Annotated in this window: 23 protein-coding genes; 13 read left to right on the top strand and 10 right to left on the bottom strand. The window is 68.0% G+C overall.

Features of this window, described 5'->3' with window-relative positions:
* Window positions 1-34 precede the first annotated feature (34 nt).
* Window positions 35-1219, bottom strand: coding sequence for an MFS transporter (locus tag F1D05_RS17625; RefSeq protein WP_185448673.1), 1185 nt, complete (start codon window positions 1217-1219; stop codon window positions 35-37).
* Window positions 1220-1352: 133 nt separating this feature from the next.
* Between F1D05_RS17625 and F1D05_RS17620 the strand changes: the two genes are divergently transcribed.
* The 3 genes from F1D05_RS17620 (at window position 1353) to F1D05_RS17610 (ending at window position 4472) form a co-directional block, all read left to right on the top strand.
* Window positions 1353-1808: a MarR family winged helix-turn-helix transcriptional regulator gene (locus F1D05_RS17620; RefSeq protein WP_185448672.1), complete on the top strand. Its 456-nt coding sequence runs from the start codon at window positions 1353-1355 to the stop codon at window positions 1806-1808.
* Between the two features lie 82 nt (window positions 1809-1890).
* Window positions 1891-3213 (top strand): DUF1800 domain-containing protein, encoded by a 1323-nt coding sequence (locus F1D05_RS17615; RefSeq protein ID WP_185448671.1) that lies wholly within the window; start codon window positions 1891-1893, stop codon window positions 3211-3213.
* Window positions 3214-3221: 8 nt separating this feature from the next.
* Complete coding sequence (locus F1D05_RS17610; protein ID WP_185448670.1) at window positions 3222-4472, top strand: DUF1501 domain-containing protein; 1251 nt, start codon at window positions 3222-3224, stop codon at window positions 4470-4472.
* Here F1D05_RS17610 and F1D05_RS17605 read toward each other — a convergent pair.
* Both F1D05_RS17605 and F1D05_RS17600 read right to left on the bottom strand, forming a co-directional pair.
* The gene (locus F1D05_RS17605) at window positions 4462-5745 is read right to left on the bottom strand and encodes a HAMP domain-containing sensor histidine kinase (protein WP_246486783.1); all 1284 of its coding nucleotides are present in this window, start codon (window positions 5743-5745) and stop codon (window positions 4462-4464) included. The two genes, F1D05_RS17610 and F1D05_RS17605, sit on opposite strands and share 11 nt — an antisense overlap.
* A 119-nt stretch (window positions 5746-5864) precedes the next feature.
* Window positions 5865-6548: a response regulator transcription factor gene (locus tag F1D05_RS17600; protein WP_185448668.1), complete on the bottom strand. Its 684-nt coding sequence runs from the start codon at window positions 6546-6548 to the stop codon at window positions 5865-5867.
* 107 nt (window positions 6549-6655) lie between these two features.
* On the opposite strand from F1D05_RS17600, the gene F1D05_RS17595 reads away from it, so the two are divergent.
* Window positions 6656-6835 carry a DUF3099 domain-containing protein gene (locus F1D05_RS17595; protein ID WP_185448667.1) on the top strand — a complete coding sequence of 60 codons (180 nt, stop codon included), beginning with the start codon at window positions 6656-6658 and terminating at the stop codon, window positions 6833-6835.
* A 49-nt stretch (window positions 6836-6884) separates the two neighbouring features.
* Here F1D05_RS17595 and F1D05_RS17590 read toward each other — a convergent pair whose 3' ends face one another.
* Window positions 6885-8594 carry a hypothetical protein gene (locus F1D05_RS17590; RefSeq protein ID WP_185448666.1) on the bottom strand — a complete coding sequence of 570 codons (1710 nt, stop codon included), beginning with the start codon at window positions 8592-8594 and terminating at the stop codon, window positions 6885-6887.
* A 121-nt stretch (window positions 8595-8715) separates the two neighbouring features.
* Window positions 8716-9633: a cation diffusion facilitator family transporter gene (locus tag F1D05_RS17585; RefSeq protein WP_185448665.1), complete on the bottom strand. Its 918-nt coding sequence runs from the start codon at window positions 9631-9633 to the stop codon at window positions 8716-8718.
* A 62-nt stretch (window positions 9634-9695) separates the two neighbouring features.
* Here F1D05_RS17585 and F1D05_RS17580 point away from each other — a divergent pair, with 62 nt between their 5' ends.
* The 5 genes from F1D05_RS17580 (at window position 9696) to F1D05_RS17560 (ending at window position 15239) form a co-directional block, all read left to right on the top strand.
* The gene (locus tag F1D05_RS17580; RefSeq protein WP_185448664.1) at window positions 9696-10289 is read left to right on the top strand and encodes a helix-turn-helix domain-containing protein; all 594 of its coding nucleotides are present in this window, start codon (window positions 9696-9698) and stop codon (window positions 10287-10289) included.
* 123 nt (window positions 10290-10412) lie between these two features.
* Window positions 10413-11591 (top strand): NAD(P)/FAD-dependent oxidoreductase, encoded by a 1179-nt coding sequence (locus F1D05_RS17575; protein WP_185448663.1) that lies wholly within the window; start codon window positions 10413-10415, stop codon window positions 11589-11591.
* A complete protein-coding gene (locus F1D05_RS17570) occupies window positions 11588-13342 on the top strand; it encodes an FAD-dependent oxidoreductase (protein WP_185448662.1) in 1755 nt (584 codons plus the stop codon). Before F1D05_RS17575 ends, F1D05_RS17570 begins: the two co-directional genes overlap by 4 nt.
* Window positions 13339-14241 (top strand): dihydrodipicolinate synthase family protein, encoded by a 903-nt coding sequence (locus F1D05_RS17565; protein ID WP_185448661.1) that lies wholly within the window; start codon window positions 13339-13341, stop codon window positions 14239-14241. The genes F1D05_RS17570 and F1D05_RS17565 overlap by 4 nt, the downstream gene beginning before the upstream one ends.
* Window positions 14238-15239: a proline racemase family protein gene (locus F1D05_RS17560; protein WP_185448660.1), complete on the top strand. Its 1002-nt coding sequence runs from the start codon at window positions 14238-14240 to the stop codon at window positions 15237-15239. Before F1D05_RS17565 ends, F1D05_RS17560 begins: the two co-directional genes overlap by 4 nt.
* A gap of 47 nt (window positions 15240-15286) precedes the next feature.
* On the opposite strand, the gene F1D05_RS17555 is transcribed toward F1D05_RS17560, so the two are convergent.
* From F1D05_RS17555 to F1D05_RS17540, 4 genes are read right to left on the bottom strand one after another with little or no spacing between them, the layout of a single operon-like run.
* Window positions 15287-16123: a biotin-dependent carboxyltransferase family protein gene (locus tag F1D05_RS17555; RefSeq protein WP_185448659.1), complete on the bottom strand. Its 837-nt coding sequence runs from the start codon at window positions 16121-16123 to the stop codon at window positions 15287-15289.
* Window positions 16120-16776, bottom strand: a complete 657-nt coding sequence (locus F1D05_RS17550; RefSeq protein WP_185449218.1) for a 5-oxoprolinase subunit B family protein — start codon at window positions 16774-16776, stop codon at window positions 16120-16122. The genes F1D05_RS17555 and F1D05_RS17550 overlap by 4 nt, the downstream gene beginning before the upstream one ends.
* Entirely contained in the window at window positions 16776-17528 is a 753-nt protein-coding gene (locus F1D05_RS17545; RefSeq protein ID WP_185448658.1) for a LamB/YcsF family protein, read from the bottom strand. The genes F1D05_RS17550 and F1D05_RS17545 overlap by 1 nt, the downstream gene beginning before the upstream one ends.
* Window positions 17529-17542: 14 nt before the next feature.
* Complete coding sequence (locus tag F1D05_RS17540; RefSeq protein WP_185448657.1) at window positions 17543-18853, bottom strand: NRAMP family divalent metal transporter; 1311 nt, start codon at window positions 18851-18853, stop codon at window positions 17543-17545.
* Window positions 18854-19024: 171 nt separating this feature from the next.
* Here F1D05_RS17540 and F1D05_RS38915 point away from each other — a divergent pair, with 171 nt between their 5' ends.
* Window positions 19025-19756: a GntR family transcriptional regulator gene (locus F1D05_RS38915; protein WP_206686247.1), complete on the top strand. Its 732-nt coding sequence runs from the start codon at window positions 19025-19027 to the stop codon at window positions 19754-19756.
* Here the strand turns inward: F1D05_RS38915 and F1D05_RS40390 are convergent.
* Window positions 19743-19910, bottom strand: coding sequence for a hypothetical protein (locus F1D05_RS40390; protein ID WP_246486996.1), 168 nt, complete (start codon window positions 19908-19910; stop codon window positions 19743-19745). The genes F1D05_RS38915 and F1D05_RS40390 overlap by 14 nt on opposite strands.
* Here F1D05_RS40390 and F1D05_RS40385 point away from each other — a divergent pair.
* The 3 genes from F1D05_RS40385 to F1D05_RS17525 all read left to right on the top strand — a co-directional run bounded on the left by F1D05_RS40385 (window position 19882) and on the right by F1D05_RS17525 (window position 21882).
* Window positions 19882-19971, top strand: coding sequence for a hypothetical protein (locus F1D05_RS40385; RefSeq protein ID WP_246486782.1), 90 nt, complete (start codon window positions 19882-19884; stop codon window positions 19969-19971). The two genes, F1D05_RS40390 and F1D05_RS40385, sit on opposite strands and share 29 nt — an antisense overlap.
* Before the next feature lie 19 nt (window positions 19972-19990).
* Complete coding sequence (locus tag F1D05_RS17530; protein ID WP_185448656.1) at window positions 19991-21415, top strand: aminopeptidase P family protein; 1425 nt, start codon at window positions 19991-19993, stop codon at window positions 21413-21415.
* Window positions 21416-21645: 230 nt separating this feature from the next.
* A complete protein-coding gene (locus F1D05_RS17525) occupies window positions 21646-21882 on the top strand; it encodes a hypothetical protein (protein ID WP_185448655.1) in 237 nt (78 codons plus the stop codon).
* The last annotated feature ends 2 nt before the right edge of the window (window positions 21883-21884 follow it).

Genomic DNA, 21884 nt, shown 5'->3' with positions numbered 1-21884 from the left:
TCAACGTCGCGGGTGAGGGGCCAGTGTTGCGCCTTTAGACAGTGGTGAGTACTGCGGTGGGCTCCGCTGCTGTGCGGTTGCGTCGGTCGAGCAGGCCCGAGATGAGTGCCACGGCCAGGCCGGATGCGGCCAGTGCGGCGCCGACCCAGTTGGGGGCGGTGTAGCCGAGGCCGTGTTCGATGGTCAGGCCGCCGAGGTACGCGCCGCCCGCGTTGCCTAGGTTGAAGGCGGCGATGTTCGCGGCGGACGCGAGCGCCGGAGCGCCCTTCGCCTTGTCCATCACCCGCTTCTGCAGGGGTGCCACGGTGGCGAACCCAGCCGCTCCGAACAGCGCGATCGTGATTGCCGACGGCAACTGTGCATGTGCGGTGAAGACGAACATCACCAGTACTGCGGACAGCAGCGCGAGGATCACGTAGAGACTCGGCATCAGCGATCGGTCGGCCGCCTTGCCGCCGAGCAGGTTCCCGACCACCAGGCCGGCGCCGAACAACACGAGCAGCCAGGTGACTGTGCCGGTGGCGAAGCCGGCCACCTCGGTCATCATCGGCGCGATGTAGGTGAACGACGCGAACACTCCGGCGAAGCCGAGAGCGGTCATCGCCAGCGCGAGCCAGACCTGCAGGTTGCGGAACACGGCCAGTTCGCTGCGCAGGCCAGGACCTTCGGTCACGGTCTGCTTCGGAATCAGCGCGACGATGCCGATCAGACCGATCACGCCCAGCACGGTGACGGCCCAGAAGGTGGAACGCCAGCCGAAGTGCTGACCGAGGGCGGTGCCACCCGGTACGCCGAGCACGTTGGCCACCGTCAGGCCGGTGAACATCAACGCGATCGCGCTGGCCTGCTTCGCCTTCGGCACCAGCGATGCCGCGACCACCGAGCCGACGCCGAAGAACGCTCCGTGGGACAGGGCAGCGACGATCCGGCCGGTCATCAGTACGCCGTACGACGGAGCGAGCGCCGAGATCAGGTTGCCGACGATGAAGACGCCCATCAAGGCGATCAGCACCGTCTTGCGGGAGATCTTCGAGCCGATCGCGGTGAGCAGTGGGGCGCCGACCACGACGCCGAGGGCATAGCCGGAGATCAGCAGGCCGGCCGACGGGATGCTGACGCCGAAGTCGGTGGCGACCTCGGGCAGCAGGCCCATGATGACGAATTCGGTGGTGCCGATCCCGAAGGCGCCGATGGCCAGCGCAAGCAACGCGGCAGGCATGGCTTCTTCTCTCCTCGAATGTAGTCTTGTGACTGTTACCGGCGTCCGCGATAGTTGCACACGCGGGCTATTGCATAAGCGTCATACTGCCTGATGCAACGGTGTTGTTCAAGTGCGGGCCCGAGGAGGAGCTGTGGGACTAGCGGATGACGCCGCCGAGGCGCGTGCCCAGGGATGGCGGACGCTCGCGGCTCTGCACGCCCGGATCGAGGACGAGCTGGAGCGCGCACTGCAGAAGCAGCACGGGCTCTCGGTGAGTGAGTACAGCGTCCTCGACGTGCTCGCCCGCCAGGACGACTACCACCTGCGAATGAACCAGCTGTCGAACGCGGTGGTGCTCAGCCAGTCCGCGACGACCCGCCTGGTCAACCGCCTGGAAGACCGCAAGCTCCTCGAGCGCTACCTCTGCCCGACCGACCGCCGAGGTATCTACACCGAGGTCACCCAGGCCGGCCGCGACCTTCTCGACCAGGCGCAGCCCACTCACGACGCAGTGCTGACCGGCGCGCTCGACAAGGCCGCGGAACTCCCCGAGCTCTCCCCCCTCGTCAAAGCCCTCGCCAAGCTGGCTCTCCCCGCCAAGGTCTGAATCCAGGCCGGCCGGCTGTGGGTTGGCTGAAGATCGCGGGTGGACGCTGGTCTGGTGGGGCAGACCTGGCCAGGATCGAAGCATGGGTGAGATAGCTGAGCGGGCCGCTGTGCGGCGATTGCATGACCGGCTGGGGTTCGGGCTGGGGCCGGGTGACGCGGGGGCTGGGTATGACGCGACGGTCGGGCGGCTGCTGGCGCCGTACGCCGACACTGGTGCGCCACCGCCCGCGCTGACCCCGCCGGCGCCGGTCGAGAAGCCGGCCAAGGGGGAGAAGCGGGACAAGGAAGCCAAGAAGGCGGCGAACAAGGCGCGGGTTGCCCAAGAGGCGAAGATCACGGCGTGGTGGCTCGATCGGATGGTTGCGAGTGGCGGCGCAGTCGGTGGGCCGGCGGGGGCCGCGACCGAGCGGATGACGTGGTTCTGGCATGGGCACTTCGCGACCAGTGAGCAGAAGGTGCGGAGCCCGCAGTTGATGCTGGCTCAGAACCAGACGTTCCGGAAGTTCGCTCGTGGCAGTTTCGGCGATCTCGCCCAGGCGCTCGTCGTGGATGCGGCGCTGATCCGGTGGCTGGACGGGAACGACAATCGCGAGGGTTCGCCGAACGAGAACCTGGCGCGCGAGTTCCTCGAACTCTTCACGCTCGGGATCGGGCACTACGTCGAGACCGATGTCTTCGAAGGCGCTCGCGCGCTGACCGGGTGGACGATTCGCCGTACGTCGACACAAACGCGATTCGTCCCGGGCAGGCACGATTCGGAGCCGAAGACGATGCTGGGGAAGACCGGGAACTTCGATGCGAAAGGTTTCGTCGACCTGGCGCTTGCCAAGCCCGAGTCGGCTCCGTTCGTGATCGGGCGGATCTGGTTCCGCCTCGTTTCCGCGACGCCGCCGCCGGCCGCGACGATGGATCGTCTCGTGACGGCTTACGGGGTACGCCGGGATGTCGGCGCCGTACTCAAGGCGATCACCGCGGAACCTGCCTTCAGGGACAGCGCTTCGGCGTTGGTGAAGCAGCCGGTGGAATGGGTGATCGGGCTGATGCGGGCGCTCGGAATCCGGCCGGCGAAGCTCGATGACAAGACCCGGATGAAGGTCATCGCGGGGTTGCGGGGGATGGGGCAGTTGCCGTTGCGGCCGCCGAGCGTTGGTGGTTGGCCGTCGGGCGGAAGCTGGTTGACGACTTCGGCCGGTGTGACCCGGTTGCAGCTTGCGCTCTTGCTGGCAAGGAATGCCGAGCTCGGGCAGTTGCAGAAGTCCAGCGCGCGCGTCGACGGAGTACGGGCTCTGCTCGGGGTCGATCAGTGGTCGGCCCGGACTCGAGCTGCGTTGAGTGGTGTGAGCGAACCCGCGCAACTGGTCGCTGTCGCGGCCTGTGCGCCCGAATACGTCGTGAGTGGTTGAGGAGAATCATGGACAACGTGACCCGGCGCCGGTTCCTGACGATGAGCGGGGTGACGGCCGCGGGTGCGCTCGCGGTCGGCGCCACCCAGGTGAGCTGGTCCGATCTGATGACTGCCGCAGTTCGGAATCCCTTGCAGAGTGAGGATTCCGTGCTGGTGGTGGTGACGCTGTATGGCGGGAACGACGGCCTGAATACGGTGGTCCCGGCCGGTGATCCGGCGTACCAGAAGGCTCGGCCTGAGCTGGCCTACCAGTCGGACGAGGTGCTGGATCTCGGCGATGGGCTTGGGCTCAACCCGGGACTGAGGGGCCTGAAGGGGTTCTGGGACGACAAGTCGCTCGCGATCGTGCGCGGGGTGGGCTATCCGGATCCGGATCGCAGCCACTTCCGGTCGATGGCGATCTGGCAGACCGCGTCGCCGAAGACGCCCGTGCCGACCGGCTGGCTGGGGCGTTGGCTCGACGCCACCGGCGCGGATCCGCTGCACGCGGTGTCGGTGGAGCCGACGCTGCCGCCGTTGTTAGCAGGGGCGACGACGGCGGCGGCGTCACTACCGGTTCGTGGGCTGAAGTTGCCCGAGGGGAAGCTCGGTACTGCGTTCGCCGCGTTGGGCAAGCCGAGTTCTGGTGAGGAGCATTGGCAGGCGCAGGCGGCGAAATCGCTACAGGACTTGCAGGAAGCGGTTCGGGTGCTTGGTGGTGCCGTGCACGATCAGGCGGAGACCGAGGACGAGGAGGACGACGAGAAGACCAAGGGTGCTTCCGCCGGCGGTGGGTCTCAGTTGGGTGCGCAGTTGGAGTTGGTGGCTGGGCTGGTCGAGGCGGGCGTGCCGACTCGGGCGTACTCCGTGTCGCTGGGTGGGTTCGACACGCATGCTGATGAAAGGGGCACTCAGCAACGGTTGCTGGGTGAGCTGGATGGGGCGTTGGCGCCGTTCGTGCAGCGGATGCGGAAGAGCGATCGGGGCCGGCAGGTCGTCGTACTGGTGTACTCCGAGTTCGGGCGGCGCGTGCATGCGAACGGGAGTGACGGGACGGACCATGGGACGGCCGGGCCGCTCTTCGTCGTCGGCGACAAGGTGAAGGGCGGGTTCTTCGGGGAGCAGCCGAGCCTGACGGATCTGGACAACGGCGATCTGAAGGCGACGACGGACTTCCGCGACGTCTACGGCACGGTACTGCGGGATGTGCTCGGCGCGGATGCCGGGCAGGTGCTCGATGGGTACGACGGGCAGGTCGAGGGATTGCTCAAGGTCTGAGCGGGGTGGTTGCTGCTGGCAACGTCAAACGGAAGGCCGCACCTGGTCGACCGTCGGGGCGGTCGATGCAGACCAGGTCGCCACCGTGGGCGCGGGCGAATCCTCTGGCGATCGGGAGGCCGAGGCCAGAGCCCTTGCTGCGCTCACCGTGGACCAGGCGCTGGAAGATTCGTTCCCTGGCTTGGGGTGGGACGCCGGGTCCGTTGTCCTGGACCACTATCTCGATCAGGTCGGGAGCGGGTTTGACGAGGATGTCGATCTGGCCGTGGCCGGTGGTGGCGTGGCGGGCGTTGTCCAGGAGGTTCGCGAGGATCTGGGTCAGCCGGTCGGGGTCGGCAAAGACCGAGAGGTCGGGACCGGTGAAGTTGATGGTGAGGGTGGGGGCGGTCAGGCGCAGGCGGTCCAGTTGGGTGGTGGCCAGGGCGCGGAGGTGGACCGGGCGGCGGCGGAGTTCCAGGCCGGCGTCGATTCTGGCGAGTTCGAGGAGGTCCGCGACCAGGGTGCCGGCTCGGCGGGATTCGCGGACGAGGAGGAGTTCGAGTTCCTCGCGGCGGTGCGAGGGGGCGTCAGGAGTCAACTGGAGCAGGGTTTCTGCTGCGGTTTGGAGGCCGGCTACCGGCGTACGGAGCTCGTGGGCGGCGTCTGCGACGAACTGGCGCATTCGCTGTTCGGAGCCGCGCGCGGTGCGTTCGGCGCCTTCGAGTGAGTCGAGCATCTCGTCGAATGCGGCTGCTGTTCGGCCGAGTTCGGTGTCGGTGCGGGTGGGTTGCAGGCGGCCGCCTCGTCGTCCGGCGGCGATCGATCGGGCGAGTGAGGTCATCGCGTCCAGCGGGGCGAGGGCTAGCCGCATGCCGAGGATGAGGGCCAGGGCTGTGATGAGTAGGGCTGCGGCGCCGGAGATGAGGAGGACTCGGCGGAGGGTGCGGCTGGCGCCGTCGAGGAGTGAGGTGTCGGCGGTGAGGACGAGGGTCGCGCCGCGGGTGCGTTGGCCGGCTTGCAGGGTGGCGCGGACTTCGCGGATCTTGCCGGTGGGCTCGACCGGAGGAGCGCCGAATTGTTGACCGGTGCGCAGAGTGAGGGTGACGCGGATGCCGTCGGCGTCGATCCTGCGGACGAGGTTGGCTGGTGCGACGTTCTGGCGAGCGAGTTGTTGGGCGAGTTGTGCGCGTCCGTTCAGGAGGGTGTTGAGGTTGCGCTCGGCTTGCGCGTCGAAGATGGCTTTCACGGCCAGGCCGGTGATGGGGAGTACTACGAGCAGGACTACCAGTGCCATCAGGGTGACGCGCCGCCGGAGAGAGACAGTGCGCAGGCCGCCTGTCGCTGGGGTTAGGGAAGGCGTGGTGGGTGGGAGCCCGCCTGGCGGTGGGGTTGGTGGGTCTGGGATGGGTTGGGTCATGGGGATTCGCTTGAAGGGGTGGCTCGGAGGATGTAGCCGGAGCCTCGGATGGTATGGAGGAGGCGGGGGCCGGTGGTCTCCAGTTTGCGGCGGAGGGCGCTGACGTGGACTTCGACGAGGTTGGCGGCGTAGTCGTCGTAGCCCCAGACGGCGGCGAGGATCTGGGCCTTGCCTACTACCTTGTCTCGGCGGCCGGCCAGGAAGGTCAGCAGCTTTAGTTCGGTGGCGGTCAGGTCGATCGGTTGGCCGGCGCGGGTTACCGAGTTCGCTTCCACGTCGATTTGGAGGTCGTCGATCTCGAGGACGGTTCGGAGGCGGCCCATGCGGCGGAGCACGGCCTCGACGCGGGCGATGAGCTCGGCGAGGACGAACGGCTTCACGACGTAGTCATCGGCGCCGGTTCGTAGGCCGTGCAGGCGGTCTTCTACTGCGTCCCGGGCGGTCAGCAAGACGATCCCGGCGCTTGAGAGTCGCCGTACGACCTCCAGCAGTTCGAAACCGTCGCGGCCGGGCAGCATCACGTCCAGCAACGCCAGATCCGGGCGGAACGAGGCGAGATCACGCTCGAGCAGCTCGCCGTCGGGGCGCGTCAGGACCAGGTAGCCGGCATCCTCCAGCGCGATCCCGACCGCGGTCCGGATCGCCTCCGCGTCCTCGACCACCAGGACCCTCGCCGCCATCCGCCCATCGTCGCACCCGACGGTGCTGTGCGCCGATCCCAACCGCCACAACCTTCAGCAGAACTTCAGCGACGTGAGTATGGTCGAAGTAGTGGAAGGAACCGCAGATGAAGCGACAGAAGCGGGTGAAGGCCTACGTCTGGCTGATGGGGACCTGTCTGACCCTGATCGGCCTGGCTTGGTTCGTCGTGCGCCTGTTCTCGATCCCGGTCGCGATCGGGATGAGCTGCGTCGCCGCCGTCCTCCCACCGATAGCCGTGATCGTCGCCAACCGACCCGAAGACTGAGCAACTGCTGACGGGTTCGGCGGGAGACTGAGTCCTTCCGTGTCTCTGGTCACCCATCCCGCAGACGGTTTCGGGTGGGGGCTGGGTGGGTGCCGTTGTGGTCGACGTGGAACTGGTAGCCGTGGGGGCTGATCCATTCGAGTGTGTGCGCGTCGATGCGGCGCACCTCCCAGTCGCCGTGGGTTTTCAGGCGGTGGCTGAACCGGCGTAGTGGTGCGAGGTTTTCGGTGTTGGTTTGTGCGGTTGGGTTTTCGGGCTGGTAGGGCTGGAGGTGGTCGAGGTCGGTGGAGTTGGTGGTCTCGCCGGAGCCGTAGGGGAATTGTTCGACCGGGTAGCGCTGGTTGATGTGGTCGCGGATGCGGGTGGGGATTTCGTAGGCGTGGACGCTGATGGCCTGATTGAGGTCGATGACGGGGCGTAGCACGATGCGGTGATGGCCGAGGAGTTCTTCGAGCCGGTCGGTGTAGGCGGGTCCGTAGCCTTCGACCCGTGCGGTGCCTTCACCGGCGAGGAGGGTCTGGTCGGTGATGTGGAGGTTGACCACGGTCTGGTAGGTGCGGCGGCCCTGGTTGGGGTGGTCGCATCGGGTGGCGTTGATCTTGCGGCGCAGTTCGAGGCGTGCGGCAGTATCCATGCCCGGCCGGGCAGGGCCGTCTACCGGCGCGGGTGACTCACCTGAGCCGAGGGCGCGACGAAGCATGGGCCGTCGCTCGCCAGGTGGATCGCCCGGAGTGGCGAGTGGACGGTCCTGGTCGAGTGGATGGTCCGGTGTGTCCGGGTGCGGGGTGTCGCGGTCGGCCTCGTCGTCCGGACCGGGCTCGGCGAGATCGTCCAGCAAGGAGTCTTCGTCGCCGCGGGCGTCCGTGCGAATGACCCGGTCGGGGACCCGCCGGGTGGACGAGCCCGACGCGACATCCGGTGTTGTGGCGTCTTCGAGGAGGTCCCTTCGATTGTCCGGGTCGGTCTGACCGGTGGCCGAATCTGTGGTCGCGAGGTGGTGGGCTGCGGCGAGGAGGTCGGCGGCCAGCTCGGGGTCGGACAGGAGGCCGGCGGCTTTGGCGCGGCGCTGGTCGCGGGAGGTGGTGTCGCCGAGGGCCGCGAGGGCGTTGGCGAGCTGGGTGATGGTCGCGTTCAACTGGATGATGTCGCCGGTTGCGGCCTTGACGAACAAGGTGGTGGTGCCGTGATCGTCGGTGCGGCCGACCCACACACCGCGTTCTTTCGCCTTCTCTTCGGCCTTTGCTTTGGCGGCGTCGGGATCGGCGTCCCAGCTCGCGGCTTTGATGATCTTTCTCAGTTGTTGGCCGGTGACCGAATCGATGATGTCCGCGACCCGTCGATCAACGATCGCTGCGGCCTCGAACGAGAGAGTCACGCAGTCCTGGGCCATCAGGCAGGCTTTCCATCCGGTGGCGTGACCGGACTTGACCCGTTTCCAGGTCTGGGGGAATCGCTCCCGTAGGGCGACGGCCCGGCCGATGAAGACGGCGGCTGATCCAGCAGATCGGCCGGTGACCGCGCCGAACTCGGCGGCCGCGAATTCGGTGATCTCAGGGCAGCCTTCACCGCCGTAGACCCGGGTCTGCTCACCGCCCGGCAAACCGTCGTCGCGGACCGTCGCCCGTGACGGGTGCAGGTCGGCATAGTGCTGGGCGAGGAGGATGAGGTCGAGTTCGCCCTGTCGCTGCCGCTCGTGTGCGACGACTGCGGCAGACAAGGTCTGGGCGACGTCGCAGTGGCTGAAATCAGTGGCGAACATGTGTTCGATTCTAAGCCATCCAGCGAAGCCGCACCAAATCAGGGTCGAACCATTTTCTCCTTATCCACAAGGGGAAAGGTCACACTCGATCCGATTCGGAAATGTGTAAGAGGGAGCATCGTCAGGTAGGGCTCGGGGTGGGGTCGAGGAAGAGATGACGGACCGTCGGGAACTCACGGCGTACCTGCGCGTCGACCTGTTCGGCGAGTTGTTCGACCGCGGCGCCGGTGGTCTGGGAGTTGTCGAGGTCGACCCGTACGACGACCAGGACCTCGTCCGGGGCGAGTCGGAGGCTGAGGAGCTCGACGACCGCGTCGATGCCGGGCGTACGGGCGATCTCGGCGCGGATCTTGTCCTCGACGTCCTCCGGCAGCGCCTTGCCGATCAGCATCGACTTGTTGTCCTTGCCGAGCATGTAGGCGACGCCGATCAGCAAGAGGCCGATGGCGACGGATGCGGCGCCGTCGAAGTACTCCTTGCCGGTGATCGCGCTCAAGGTGATCCCGACGGCGGCGATCAGCAGGCCGATCAGCGCGGCCGAGTCCTCGAAGGCGACGGTCTTCACGGCCGGTTCGGCATTCTCGCGGAGGTGTTCGAGGGTCGGGCTGCCGTCCTCGGCCGCCTCGCGGCGGAGTTGCCGGACGGCCTTCAGCCAGGAGATCCCCTCGAAGATGAACGAGATCACGAGTACGCCGTACGCCAGCGCGAGCGCGGCCACCGGCTCGGGATGCAGGATCGCGCGGATGCCCTCGGCGATCGAGAACCCGGCACCGAGGACGAAGATCCCGACAGCGGCGAGCAGCGCCCAGAAATAGCGCTCCATGCCGTAACCGAACGGGTGCTGGCCATCGGCAGGTTTGCGGCTGCGTTTGAGTGCCGTCAGCAAGAAGACCTGGTTGAGCGTGTCCGCGACGGAGTGCGCGGCCTCCGCCAGCAGGGCTGTTGATCCTGAGAGCAGTCCGGCGATGCATTTGGCGACCGCGATCGCGAGATTGGCAACGCCGGCGAGGAGTACGGTTCCCTGGGATTCTTCAGCCATCAACCGGCTCGGTGCCCGCGCGACCCGAAAGCCAAACCGTCGCGATATGGGATGCTCCCCGGGTGGGTAGCCAGGGAGCGGGCCGGGTGCTGGGTGTCAATCTGCGGGCGCGGCGCGACGAGCAGGGGATCTCGTTGTCCGAGCTGGCCAGGCGATCGGGGATCGCGAAGGGCACGCTGTCCCAGCTGGAGTCGGGCGCGGGCAATCCGACGATCGAGACGGTGTTCAGTTTGTCGAACGCTCTCGGTGTCCCGGTCTCGGCACTGCTGAACGAGCCGCCGGCCTCGGATCTGGTCGTCGTCCGCTCGGCCGAACTGGATGTGCTCAGCGGCGACGCCGTCGACCTGCGGATGCTGCGCCGGCTCGAACACCCTGGCAGCCTGTTCGAGATCTACGACCAGCGGATCCGCCCCGGCGTGGTCCAGCACTCGACCGGCCATCCCGGCACCGAGCACCACGTCGTCCTGTCCGGCCGACTCCGGCTGACGACCCGCGGGCGCGACCACGAGATCGGCGCCGGGGACTATCTGGCCTTCCGCGCTGACGGGCCACACGAGTACGAGGCGCTGGACGGCCCGGTCGCCTCGGTCCTACTGCTCGAATACCCGTCCGACCTCGCCACCCCCACCCTCACCTCGATCCACCCGCCGAACTGACCAAGGGCGAGGGCCCGCGCCCGCGATCAGGGCCGTGAGGCGCCGAGGTGACCCATTGACTGGGGATGCCGGCCGAGCTTACGCTCGGATCGTTCATTCTATTGAACGGTAGCGAGGTGTCCGATGGTCCAGCCGGGTGGCGTCGACGTGGTTGTCGTCGGCGCGGGGATCGTCGGTGCCGCGTGCGCTGAGGCTCTCTCGGCGGCGGGCGTTCGGGTGATCGTCGTCGATCGCGGGGCGCCGGCCGGCGGGACCACCGCCGCGGGCGAGGGCAACATCCTCGTGTCCGACAAGGAGCCCGGACCGGAGCTCGCGCTCGCGATCGCCTCCCGCCGCGAGTGGCCCGCAGTACTGGACCGCTTGCCGGAGCGGGTCGCGGATGTCGAATGGGAGGACAAGGGCGGCCTGGTCGTGGCGACGACCGATCCTGGACCGCTGGAGACCTTCGCGGCCAAGCAGCGGAACGCGGGAGTCGACGCCCGCGCGATCACCCCGGCAGACGCTTTCGAGCTCGAACCCCTCCTGACCCGAGCGGTCACGACGGCCGTCTACTACCCCGAAGACGCCCAGCTCCAGCCGGTCTTGGCTGCGACAGCCCTGCTGGCCGCAGTACGGGCTCGTGGCGGCGAAGTGCGCGCGGGCGTCACCGCCCAGTCCGTACTACGTGACGCGGGCGGGCGTGTGATCGCGCTCGAGACCGATGCGGGCGTGATCCCTTGCGGCGCAGTACTCAATGCCTGTGGTCCGTGGGCCGGGCCGTTCAGTGCGGCGGCGGGTGGTGCGATCGAGATCCATCCGCGGCGCGGCATGATCCTGGTGACCGCGCCGCTGCCCGACTGCATTCGGCACAAGGTGTACGACGCGGACTATGTCGGCGCGGTGGGTAGTGGGGACGCGGACCTGCAGACGTCGACTGTGGTCGAGTCCACTCGTGCGGGGACGGTGCTGATCGGGTCCAGCCGGGAGCGGATCGGGTTCGACGAGTCCGTGCGGGTCAAGGTTCTGCGGGAACTGGCGCGGAAGGCGGTCGGGCTGTTTCCGTTCCTCGGCGAGGTCGCGGTGATGCGCGCGTACGGCGGGTTCCGTCCGTACGCACCCGATCATCTGCCGGTGATCGGTCCCGATCCGCGCGTAGAGGGTCTGTGGCATGCGACCGGGCATGAGGGCGCGGGCATCGGGCTTGCCGCGTCGACCGGGCGGCTGATCACCGAACTCTTCCTCGGGCTGGAGCCGCACATCGAGGCGAATCCCTTCCGCGTCGATCGCCCGGCCGTCATCGACGCGATGGAGCCGACGGCATGAGTCCCTATCTCCGTTCTTTCGAAGGCGATCCGGCCCAGCCGCGACCACAGGAGCCGATCTCGGTCGTGGTCGACGGCGCGCCCACCGAAGCCCTTCCCGGGCAGACCGTAGCCGCCGTGCTGATGGCAGCCGGTCGTGAATCCTGGCGAACAACCCGTACTGCGGGTCGCCCGCGCGGCGTGTTCTGCGGTATCGGCGCTTGCTTCGACTGCCTGGTAGTCGTCAACGGCACCCCCGATGTCCGAGCCTGTCAACGCACGATCGCCCCGGACGACACCATCACCACCCAAACCGGCGCAGTCCTCCCCAACCGAGTGCTTGCGTCCGAACAGCCGAGGGGTAGAACCCTCGCCTCTTCGGACGCAGGGGTGGTGGTTGTCGTTGGGGGCGGGCCGGCGGGGGTGGCGGCTGCCGTGGTGGCGGCTGATGCCGGGGTGGAGGTGGTCTTGGTTGATGCGGGGAGGCGGCTCGGGGGGCAGTTCCATCGGCAGTTGCCGGCTGAGTTCAACGCGGGGAAGCCCGAGCGGTTGCAGCATGGGTGGGGTTCGTTCAAGAGGTTGCTCGACCGCATCAACGGGCACGAGCGAATCGACGTACTGGGTGAGACCTCCGTGTGGGCGATCGAGTCGCGCGCCGACAGCTACCGGCTGTGGCTGCAGACCGGGCCGGCGGATGCAGCGGGCCGGAAGATCCGGGCGGTTGATGCGAAGGCGGTCGTGCTGGCGACTGGTGCCTACGATCGGGTGCTGCCCTTTCCGGGATGGGATCTGCCGGGTGTGTACAGCGCTGGCGCAGCACAAGCGTTGGCGAAGGGACAGCGGATCGCCGTAGGGCGCAAGGTTCTTCTCGCCGGGACCGGTCCGTTCCTGCTCCCGGTGGCGGAGTCGCTCCTCGGTGTCGGCGCCGAAGTCGTCGGGCTCCTGGAAGCGAATCGCCTCACGCGGTCGGCCAGAGGATGGCTGTCCGATCCGCGCGTTCTTCCCGGCAAGACGCGCGAAGCCATCGCGTACGCCGCTTTGCTCGCCCGGCACCGAATCCCTTTCCTGCAAGGAAGAACTGTCATCGCCGCGCATGGCAGTGACCGGGTGGAGGGCGTGACCACTGCGAAGCTGGACAAGTCCTGGCATCCGATCCCGGGCACCGAACGCGACCTGGAAGTGGATGCTGTCTGTCTGGGGTTCGGTTTCACCGCCCAGCTCGAACTCGCTGTTTCGGCCGGTTGCGAGCTCGGGCCAGGTCCCGACGGCGGATCAGCCGCGCAGGTCGACGAGTATCAACAGACCTCTCGACCAGGAGTCTTCGCCGCCGGTGAGCTGACCGGCATCGGTGGCGCCGACCTTGCCGCCGCCGAAGGCCGGCTCGCCGGTGCCGCAGCCGCCCATCTCCTCGGAACGACTAGCGGCACAGCGCCGACCGCAAGCAAGCAAGTTGCCAAGGGCAAGAGATTCGCTGCCGCGTTGGCGAAGGCTTATCCGATCCAGCCCGGCTGGCGTAGCTGGAGTGGCGGCACCACCGTCGTCTGCCGCTGCGAAGAGGTGACCCGTGGCCAGATCGAAGAAGCAGTGGCCGACCGCGACGTCACCGGCCAGCGAAGCCTCAAACTCACCAGCCGGGCCGGTCTCGGCCTGTGCCAAGGGCGGGTCTGCTCGCGGACGACCGCCGACCTGACGGGGATTCAGGCCGGCCATCGCCGGCCGATCGCCGTACCAGTAAGGCTCCAAGACCTAGCCGCTATCCAGGAGGACCTGTGACCGAGAAGTTGGACGGCGTGATCGTCGCCACCGCCCTGCCGTATGCCGAGGATGCCGCTGCGCCGGCCGGCTTGCGCCCCGACCTCGACCGGTACGCCGAACACTGCCGCTGGCTGGTCGACAACGGTTGCCGCGGCGTCGGCCCGAACGGGTCTCTGGGGGAGTACTCCTCCCTCACCGACGACGAACGCCGCTCGGTCGCCAGAACCGCGATCGAGGCCGTGGGCAACGACGGCATCGTAGTCGTCGGTGTTCATGGCGCCGGTGCGCACCAGGCTCGCTCCTGGGCCGAGAAGGCGGCCGAGGACGGCGCGAACGGCGTACTGTGCCTGCCACCGACCATGTACCGCGCGAACCGGTCCGAGGTGATCCACCACTTCGCCGAGGTCGCGAAAGCCGGCCTGCCGGTGATGGTCTACAACAACCCGCACGACACGAAGGTCGACCTGACCCCGGACCTGCTCGCCGAGATCGCGCAGCTCGAGAACGTCGTCGCCGTCAAGGAGTTCTCCGGCGACGTCCGGCGGATCCTTGAGATCAAAGAGCTCGCGCCGAGTCTGACCATCGTGGCCGGCGCCGACGACCTCACGCTCGAGGCCTTGCTGATGGGGGCGACCGGGTGGTTCGCCGGGTTCCCGAACGTGTTCCCGGCGGAGTCGGCGCGCTTGTTCGACCTCGCGCTAGAGGGCAAACTGCAAGAGGCGAAGGACTTGTACGAGCCGTTGGTCGCGGCGTTCCGATGGGACTCGCGGGTGGAGTTCGTGCAGGCGATCAAGTACGGCATGGACTACGTCGGCCGGTACGGCGGTCCCTGCCGCCCGCCGCGTGGCCCGCTCGTGCCGGAACACGTCGCCCAACTGGAGCAGGACATGAAGAAGGCAGTGGAGTCGCTGGCATGAGATCGATCCGGACCATCACCGCGATCGACTCGCACACCGAGGGGATGCCGACCCGCGTCGTCACCGGCGGCGTCGGCGTGGTGCCGGGCGCGACGATGGCCGAACGCCGTGAGTACTTCCTGAAGCACCTGGACCACCTGCGGCTGTTCCTGATGAACGAGCCACGCGGGCACGCCGCGATGAGCGGAGCGATCCTGCAGCCGCCGTCCCGGCCGGATGCCGACTGGGGAGTCATCTACATCGAGGTGTCCGGGTGCCTGCCGATGTGCGGGCACGGCACGATCGGCGTCGCGACCGTGCTGGTCGAATCCGGGATGGTCGAGGTGACCGAGCCGGTGACCGTGGTCCGGCTCGATACCCCGGCCGGGCTGATCGTCGTGGATGTTGCTGTCAGCAACGGCCGTGCCGAACACGCGACGCTGCGGAACGTTCCGTCGTACAGTCATGCGCTGGATGCCTCTGTCGACGTTCCCGGTCTTGGGACGATCACCTACGACCTGGCGTACGGCGGCAACTTCTACGCGATCCTGCCGCTGGATCAGCTCGGCATTCCTTTCGACCGGGCCGAGAAGGACCGGATCCTGCAAGCGGGACTCGACATCATGGCGTCGATCAACGCCACCGACCGGCCGGTCCATCCGCTCGACCCTGGTGTCAATGGGTGCAAACACGTCCAGTTCACTGCTCCGGGCGTGGACGGCAGCGACTCGCGCAATGCGATGGCGATCCACCCGGGCTGGTTCGATCGGTCTCCTTGCGGCACCGGGACATCGGCCCGGATGGCACAGCTCCACGCCCGAGGCGAGCTCGACCTGCACACCGACTACGTCAACGAGTCCTTCATCGGTACCCGCTTCACCGGTCGCCTGATCGAGGAGACCATGCTCGCCGATCGGCCGGCCGTCGTACCGACCATCACCGGCCGAGCCTGGATCACCGGTACCGCCAACTATCTTCTCGACCCGGACGACCCCTTCCCCACCGGCTTCGTCCTCTAGTGGACGGCTGCTCACCTGAGCCGGTCCGGACGGTCCACTGGCATCGGCTAGCAGCTGAAGCGGGCGGACTGGCCCGGGCGGAGTTGGGCGCAGGCGGGGATGGAGGGGGCGGTGAGGTAGGCGATGACGGGGTAGCCGCCGGTTACTGGGTGGTCGGCTAGGAAGATGACGGGGAGGCCGGAAGGCGGGATCTGGATGGCGCCTAGGGCCATGCCTTCGCTGGCGAGTTCGCCGTCGCGGGCGCGCTCCAGGGGATTGCCGTCCAGGCGTACGCCGACGCGGTTGCTGTTGCTGCTGACGTCGTAGGTCTGGGTGATGAACGACGTCCAACCCGCGTCGGTGAACCAGTCGCGTCGTGGACCAGGAGTGACCCGGAGAACCACTTCGCCCGCGGGTGGATCCGCGACGGGGGCGAGGTCGACGCCGGGCATTGGGTTGTGGGCGCAGCCGATCGGGAGGGTCTGGCCGGGTTGTAGTGGTGCGGGGCCTAGGCCGGAGAGTAGGTCGGTGGAGCGGGATCCCAGGACCGGCGGTACGTCGATGCCGCCTCGCACCGCGAGGTAGGTGCGCAGGCCGCTGCGGGGTGGGCCGAAACGGAGCACTTCACCGGCACGCAGTACGGCGGGAGCGTTGAGAGGTACGCCGATGCAGGGTGCTCCGGTGATGGCGATGGTGAGGTCGGTGTCGGCGTGCAGGACGAGACCGCCGAAGGTGATCTCGAGGGCGGACGCGCCCGGATGATTGCCTACGAGCCGGTTCGCCAGGGCGTACGACGCGGGATCGCAAGCCCCGGAACCCGGTACGCCGAGAGCGGCCTGGCCGCTGCGGCCGCGGTCCTGGATTGTTGCCAATGGCCCCGTTTCGAGAACGGTCAGTGCGGTCATCCGGGATCCGCGACGGTGAAGCGGACGCGGCGGCCGGGGTGGAATAGGGCGGCCGGGTCCCGGTCCTGATCGAAAACGCGGAGGTCGGTCCGGCCGATCAGCTGCCAGCCGCCGGGGGACTCGCGGGGGTAGACGCCGCTGAACTCGCCGGCCAATGCGACGGCCCCGGTCGGCACCTTCGTGCGGGGTGACTTCCGGCGCGGGATGTCCCAGCTCGCGGAGGCAGTCAGATAGCCGAAGCCGGGGGCGAATCCGCAGAAGGCGACGGTCCATTCTTCGCCGGTGTGGCGTTCGATCACGTCGCTGGTGCTGCATCCGAGCAGCTCAGCCACGTCCTGGAGGTCCTCGCCGTCGTAGACGACCGGGATCTCCAGCAGGTCCCCGCCGCTGGACTGCCCGGCGACAGGCACAACGGCGCGGAGTGCCCGCTCCAACTGCTGCAGCGAGACGCTTGGCGCCCCGGCCTGCTGCTTCTCTGCTCCGCTTCGTGCGGATTGGGGGGCAGCGGTGACGAGGACTGTGCGCGCGGCTGGGACGATGTCGATGACGCCTTCCGGTGGATCGGCGGTGAGCGCCGCGTAGTACCCGAGGACCTCGTCCAGGGTCTGCAGCTCTACAAGCAGAGCGCTGTCACCAGCAGGAAGGAATCGCATCACACAGCGAACGAGCTCAAGGTGACGCCCGCTCCCTCCAGGGTGTGCCGGACCCGCCGGGCGATCTCGACCGCGCCCGGGGTGTCCCCGTGGACGCAGATCGACGCGGGATCGAGCTTCAGCGCTCCACCTTCGCTGTCCTGGATCGGCGAACCGGCGGCCATCGCCGTACAGCGGGCGGCGATCTCGTCAGGATCGTGCAGGACCGAGCCGGCCTCGCGCCGGGACACCAACGTCCCGGCAGGTGTGTATGCCCGATCCGCGAAAGCTTCGTGGACGACGGTCAGCCCGGCCTCGGCCGCCAGCCGGAGCCAGGCCGACTCCGGCAGCCCGAGCACCGGAAGCGACCGGTCGTAGTCGACGATGGCGCCGACCACGGCCGCAGCTTGCTCCTCGTGCGATCCGATCGTGTTGTAGAGCGCCCCGTGCGGTTTGACGTACCGGACCCGGTCGCCCGCGATCCGGGCGAACGCGTCCAGCGCGCCGAGTTGGTAGACGACCTGGTCACGCAGTACGGCGGGCTCGATGTCGATGAAGCGCCGCCCGAAACCGGGCTTGTCGTCGTACCCGACGTGCGCCCCGATCGCGACCCCGCGCTCGACCGCCTGGCCGGTCACGCGGCGCATGATCGACGGGTCGCCGGCGTGGAATCCGCAGGCGATGTTGGCGCTGGTGACGACATCGAGCAGGCCCGCGTCGTCACCCATCGACCAGGACCCGAAGCCCTCACCGAGATCGGCGTTGAGATCCATCGTCAGTCAGCTCCTCAGGAGAACAGTTCGAAGACCGGCTTGACCGAGCGGACGGCCAGATAGATGGTCAGCAGCCAGGCCGCACCGCCGAGCACGAGCAGCCAGCGTGGGTAGTGGTACCCACGAAGGAGATCCGGACGCTGCCATGCCACCCAGAGAAGCACACCGATCCCGACTGGCAGCAGCAACCCGTTGAAGGCCCCGGCGAACACCAGCAGCTGAGTCGGCGCCGTGCCGACGGACAGGAAGATCACCGTGCTCACGGCGATGAACGCGACTACCAGGATGGTCCGGGTGCGGTCGGTCGTCTTGGTCCGCGAGGTGATGAAGCTGACCGTTGTGTACGACGCGCCGATCACGCTGGTGATCGCGGCCGCCCACAGGACGATCCCGAAGGCGCGCAGCCCGAACTCGCCCGCCGCGTGCTGGAATGCCGACGCAGCTGGGTTCTTGGGATCCAGCTTGCTGCCACCGGCGACGACACCGAGGATCGCCAGGAACAGCACGATCCGCATCACCCCGGTGATCAGGATGCCGGTGATCGAGCCGCGCCTGATGTCGCGGATGTGCTGCGGCCCGGAGACGCCCGAGTCCAGCAGGCGGTGGGCGCCGGCGTACACGATGTAGCCACCGATCGTGCCGCCGATCAGGGTGGTGATCGACAGGAACTGGACCTGGTCGGGCAGTACTACGTTCTTCAGCGCGGTGCCGACCGGTGGGCTGGAGGTGATCGCGATGTACGTCGTCAGCGCGATCATCAGCAGGCCGAGCACGAGCACCACCCGGTCCATCGCCAGTCCGGCCTTCTTCGACAAGAAGATGCCGATGGCAATCACCGCGGAGAGGGCGCCGCCCCACTTGGGATCCAGGCCGAACATCGCGTCCGTGCCCAGGCCCGTGCCGGACACGTTGCCGATGTTGAACACCAGCCCGCCGACGAACAGCAGCGCCGCCATCACCCAGCCGAGGCCGGGCACGACCAGGTTGCCGAGCTCCTGCGCCCGTCGGCCGGAGACGCCGATCACCCGCCAGACGTTCAGCTGCAGGGCGACGTCGACCAGGATCGACACCGCGATGGCGAACGCGAAGGCCGCCCCGAGCGAGACCGTGAAGGTGGTCGTCTGGGTGATGAAACCAGGGCCGATGGCCGAGGTCGCCATCAGGAACATCGCGCCGATCAGGGTCGACCGGGTGCTCGTCTTCATCGCGGTGTCGGCCGTCTTCTTACCGGCGGCCGGAGACAACTGCTTGCCCGTACTGCGGGACGCCCCGCCGCTGCGGCGGGTGGTGGGCTTGGAGGTCGGCTTGCTGGGTGGCTTCGGCATGGCGGTGGCTCCTGGATCCTCAGAAAGCTGTCGGACGGTGCTCCTGCAGTGCGGTCAGTAGGTGGTCGATCGCCTTCGGTGAGATTGAGAGTAGAGATTGTTCAACAATCCTGCAAGACTCTTGTTCCACCAAAGTTTCCTCTGGGCCCAGGAGTGAGCGATGATGCACAGGTGTCCATCCCTCAGCGGTCCGACGACGACGAAGGCAGGCAGGCCTGGCTGCGCGGTGTCGCCGCCGACGTGGCCCGATTGGACCGCAGCAGCTCCGCCGAGCGCGCCGCCGACGTCCTGCGCCGGTCGATCACGGAGGGTGCGCTCCAGCCCGGCGCCCAGCTCTCCGAGGTCGAGCTCACCGAGGTCCTCGAGGTCAGCCGGAACACGCTGCGTGAAGCATTCCGGCTGCTCACCCACGAGGGGCTGCTGGTCTACAAGCTGCACCGCGGGGTGTTCGTCCCCGAGCTGGATGAGACCGACGTGGTCGACCTCTACCGGCTCCGCAGGGTGCTGGAGGTCGACGTGGTTCGTGGCCTCGCCGGGCGCGACCCCGAGCTGCCGGCGAGCAGGCTCGAGCCGCTCCGGGACGACATCGAGAGCGCCAGGGCCGCCGCGCTGGCCGGCCGCTGGCCCGCTGTCGGTACGGCGAACATCCGCTTCCACCGCAACCTCATCGGTCTCGCCGACAGCTCGCGCCTGGACGCTATTACCGGCCGGTTGCTCGCCGAGTTGCGGCTGCTCTTCCATGTCATTGCGACCCCGCGCGAGCTCTATGAGCCCTACATCACGCGCAACGAGGCCATCTTCGAGCTGCTCGAAGCCCGCGAGTACGAGCAGGCGGCCGATGATCTGCACCAGTACCTGGTCGACTCCGAGCAAGGCCTGCTCTCCGCGTTCAAGGCGCGCTAGTACTGCGGGCGTAGCCGGACCGGGCGTCGCAGACCTGGATCGGCCGGACTTCGGTGAACCGATTCAGGCCGAGCCGGGCGATCTGCCGGTTTTGGGGTTGCGGAGTGACACCCCAAGCTGCGTTGATGGATTCACGGCCCTCGTTCGCGATCACCCATGCCCCCGGGCACATATTCGTGACCGATGTGCCGGACAGTGCCTACAGACAGCTCTAACTCTGAGGGGGAGCGAAGCATGACTGAAGACCGGACCGAGGAACAGCGCAAGTCGTACCGCCCGATCGATGCGAAGGGTTTCCGCGAGTCGATCAGCCGGAGCTGGGGACCGGTGGACCGGTCGGTAGTGCTGCCCGACGGTCTGGCGGAGGCTGCGGCCGAGCACCGGCGGAAACTGGCCGCGGCGCTGCCCGGCCGCCGGATCGCGATCGCCGCGGGCCATTCGCCGGTCCGGTCGAATGACACCGACTTCCGGTTCCGCGCGGACAGCGACTTCGTCTGGCTGACCGGCTGCCAGGCCGAAGGTGCCGTCCTGGTGATCTCGGCCGACGGCGACTCGACTCTGTACCTGCGCGAGACGGCCGGCCCGGACGAGGTCGACTTCTTCGCGAACGCGCGCGACGGGGAGTTGTGGATCGGCCCGGTTCCGGGGCTGAAGGACTGGTCGGACGCACTCGGGATCGCCTGCCGCCCGCTCGAAGAGCTGCCCTCGGCCGTGCGCGGCGCCGTACCGTTCATGCTCGCGACGTACGGCGTGGATCCGGTGCTCGACGGACTGGTGCGCACTTCGCCGTACGACGGGAACGCGCTTCGGCAGACGCTGGCCGAGCTGCGCCGGATCAAGGACGACTGGGAGATCGAGCAGCTCCGCGAGGCCGTCGCCGCGAGTGTGCAGGCCTTCGCCGATGTGGCGCGCGAACTGCCCGAGGCGGTGCGTGGGGGTGGCGAGCGCTGGCTGGAGGGGACCTTCGACCGGCGCGCGCGGACTGCCGGGAACGGGGTCGGCTATGCCTCGATCATTGCTGCTGGCAACCATGCGCCGGTGCTGCACTGGGTGCGGAACGACGGCGCCGTCCGTGAGGGCGACGTGATCCTGCTCGACGCGGGCGTGGAGACCCGGACGCTCTACACGGCTGACGTCACCAGGACGTTCCCGGTGACCGGTGAGTACACGGATGCGCAGCGGCAGGTGTACGACCTGGTTCACCAGGCGCAGCTCGCCGCTCTCGACGCGGTCCGCCCGGGAGCGCCGTACAGGGCCTTCCAGTACGAAGCGATGCGCGTGCTCGTGGAAGGGCTGCGCGACTGGGGGCTCATCGACGTCTCGCTGGACGAGGCGCTCGGGCCGGACGGACAGCAGCACCGCCGGTACGTCGTGTGCGGACTCGGCCACTACATCGGCCTCGACGTGCACGACTGCGACGCGGCCCGGCCGGAGACGTACTTCGCCGCGGACCTGGCGGTCGGGATGGCGCTCGCGGTCGAGCCCGGTCTCTACTTCCACCCGAACGACGAGACGGTGCCGCCCGAGTTGCGTGGCATCGGGATCCGGATCGAGGACAACGTGGTCGTGCACGCGGATCGCACCGAGATCCTCACCGCCGACCTCCCGATCACCGCCACCGGCCTCGAGCAGTGGGTCAAGGCAAACCTGCCGAGCTGATGCTGTCGGGGAGGTCGAGTGATCACTGCGCGTAGTGAAGTAGTCACTTAAAAAAATCTGGTCACCTGCAGTAACACTCGGGGGCCCGCGAACGATGTAGCGAGCGGGGGAGGGTCAAACTCGGCTCGGCGCGTGGCAGTGGGGGGCCGCGACCACGCGCCGGCCGGGCTGACCCCGACTGGGACCCGGGGGGGACCCAGGGCGGTTCCAGGTACGGGGGAGCTTTACCGATGAACTTGCGAGTGCGGGTGGTGCGCTGCGTCTGCAGCGGGAACCATCACTGGTTCGCCGACATCGATGATGCGGACGACCTGCAGAACGACGACCCGTTCTGGTTCGTCGACGGCTGCCCGACCCAGTCCCGGGCGCTCGAGATCGCCTGCGCCCAGTTGCTGTCGCTGTCGGGCGAGGCGATCTCCGGTCGCCAACTCACCAGGGTCCAGGAAGCACACCTGGTCCAGGTCTGAGG

This window comes from Kribbella qitaiheensis (assembly GCF_014217565.1).
Classification (GTDB): Bacteria; Actinomycetota; Actinomycetes; order Propionibacteriales; family Kribbellaceae; genus Kribbella; species Kribbella qitaiheensis_A.
This window is presented reverse-complemented; position numbering and strand designations above follow the sequence as displayed.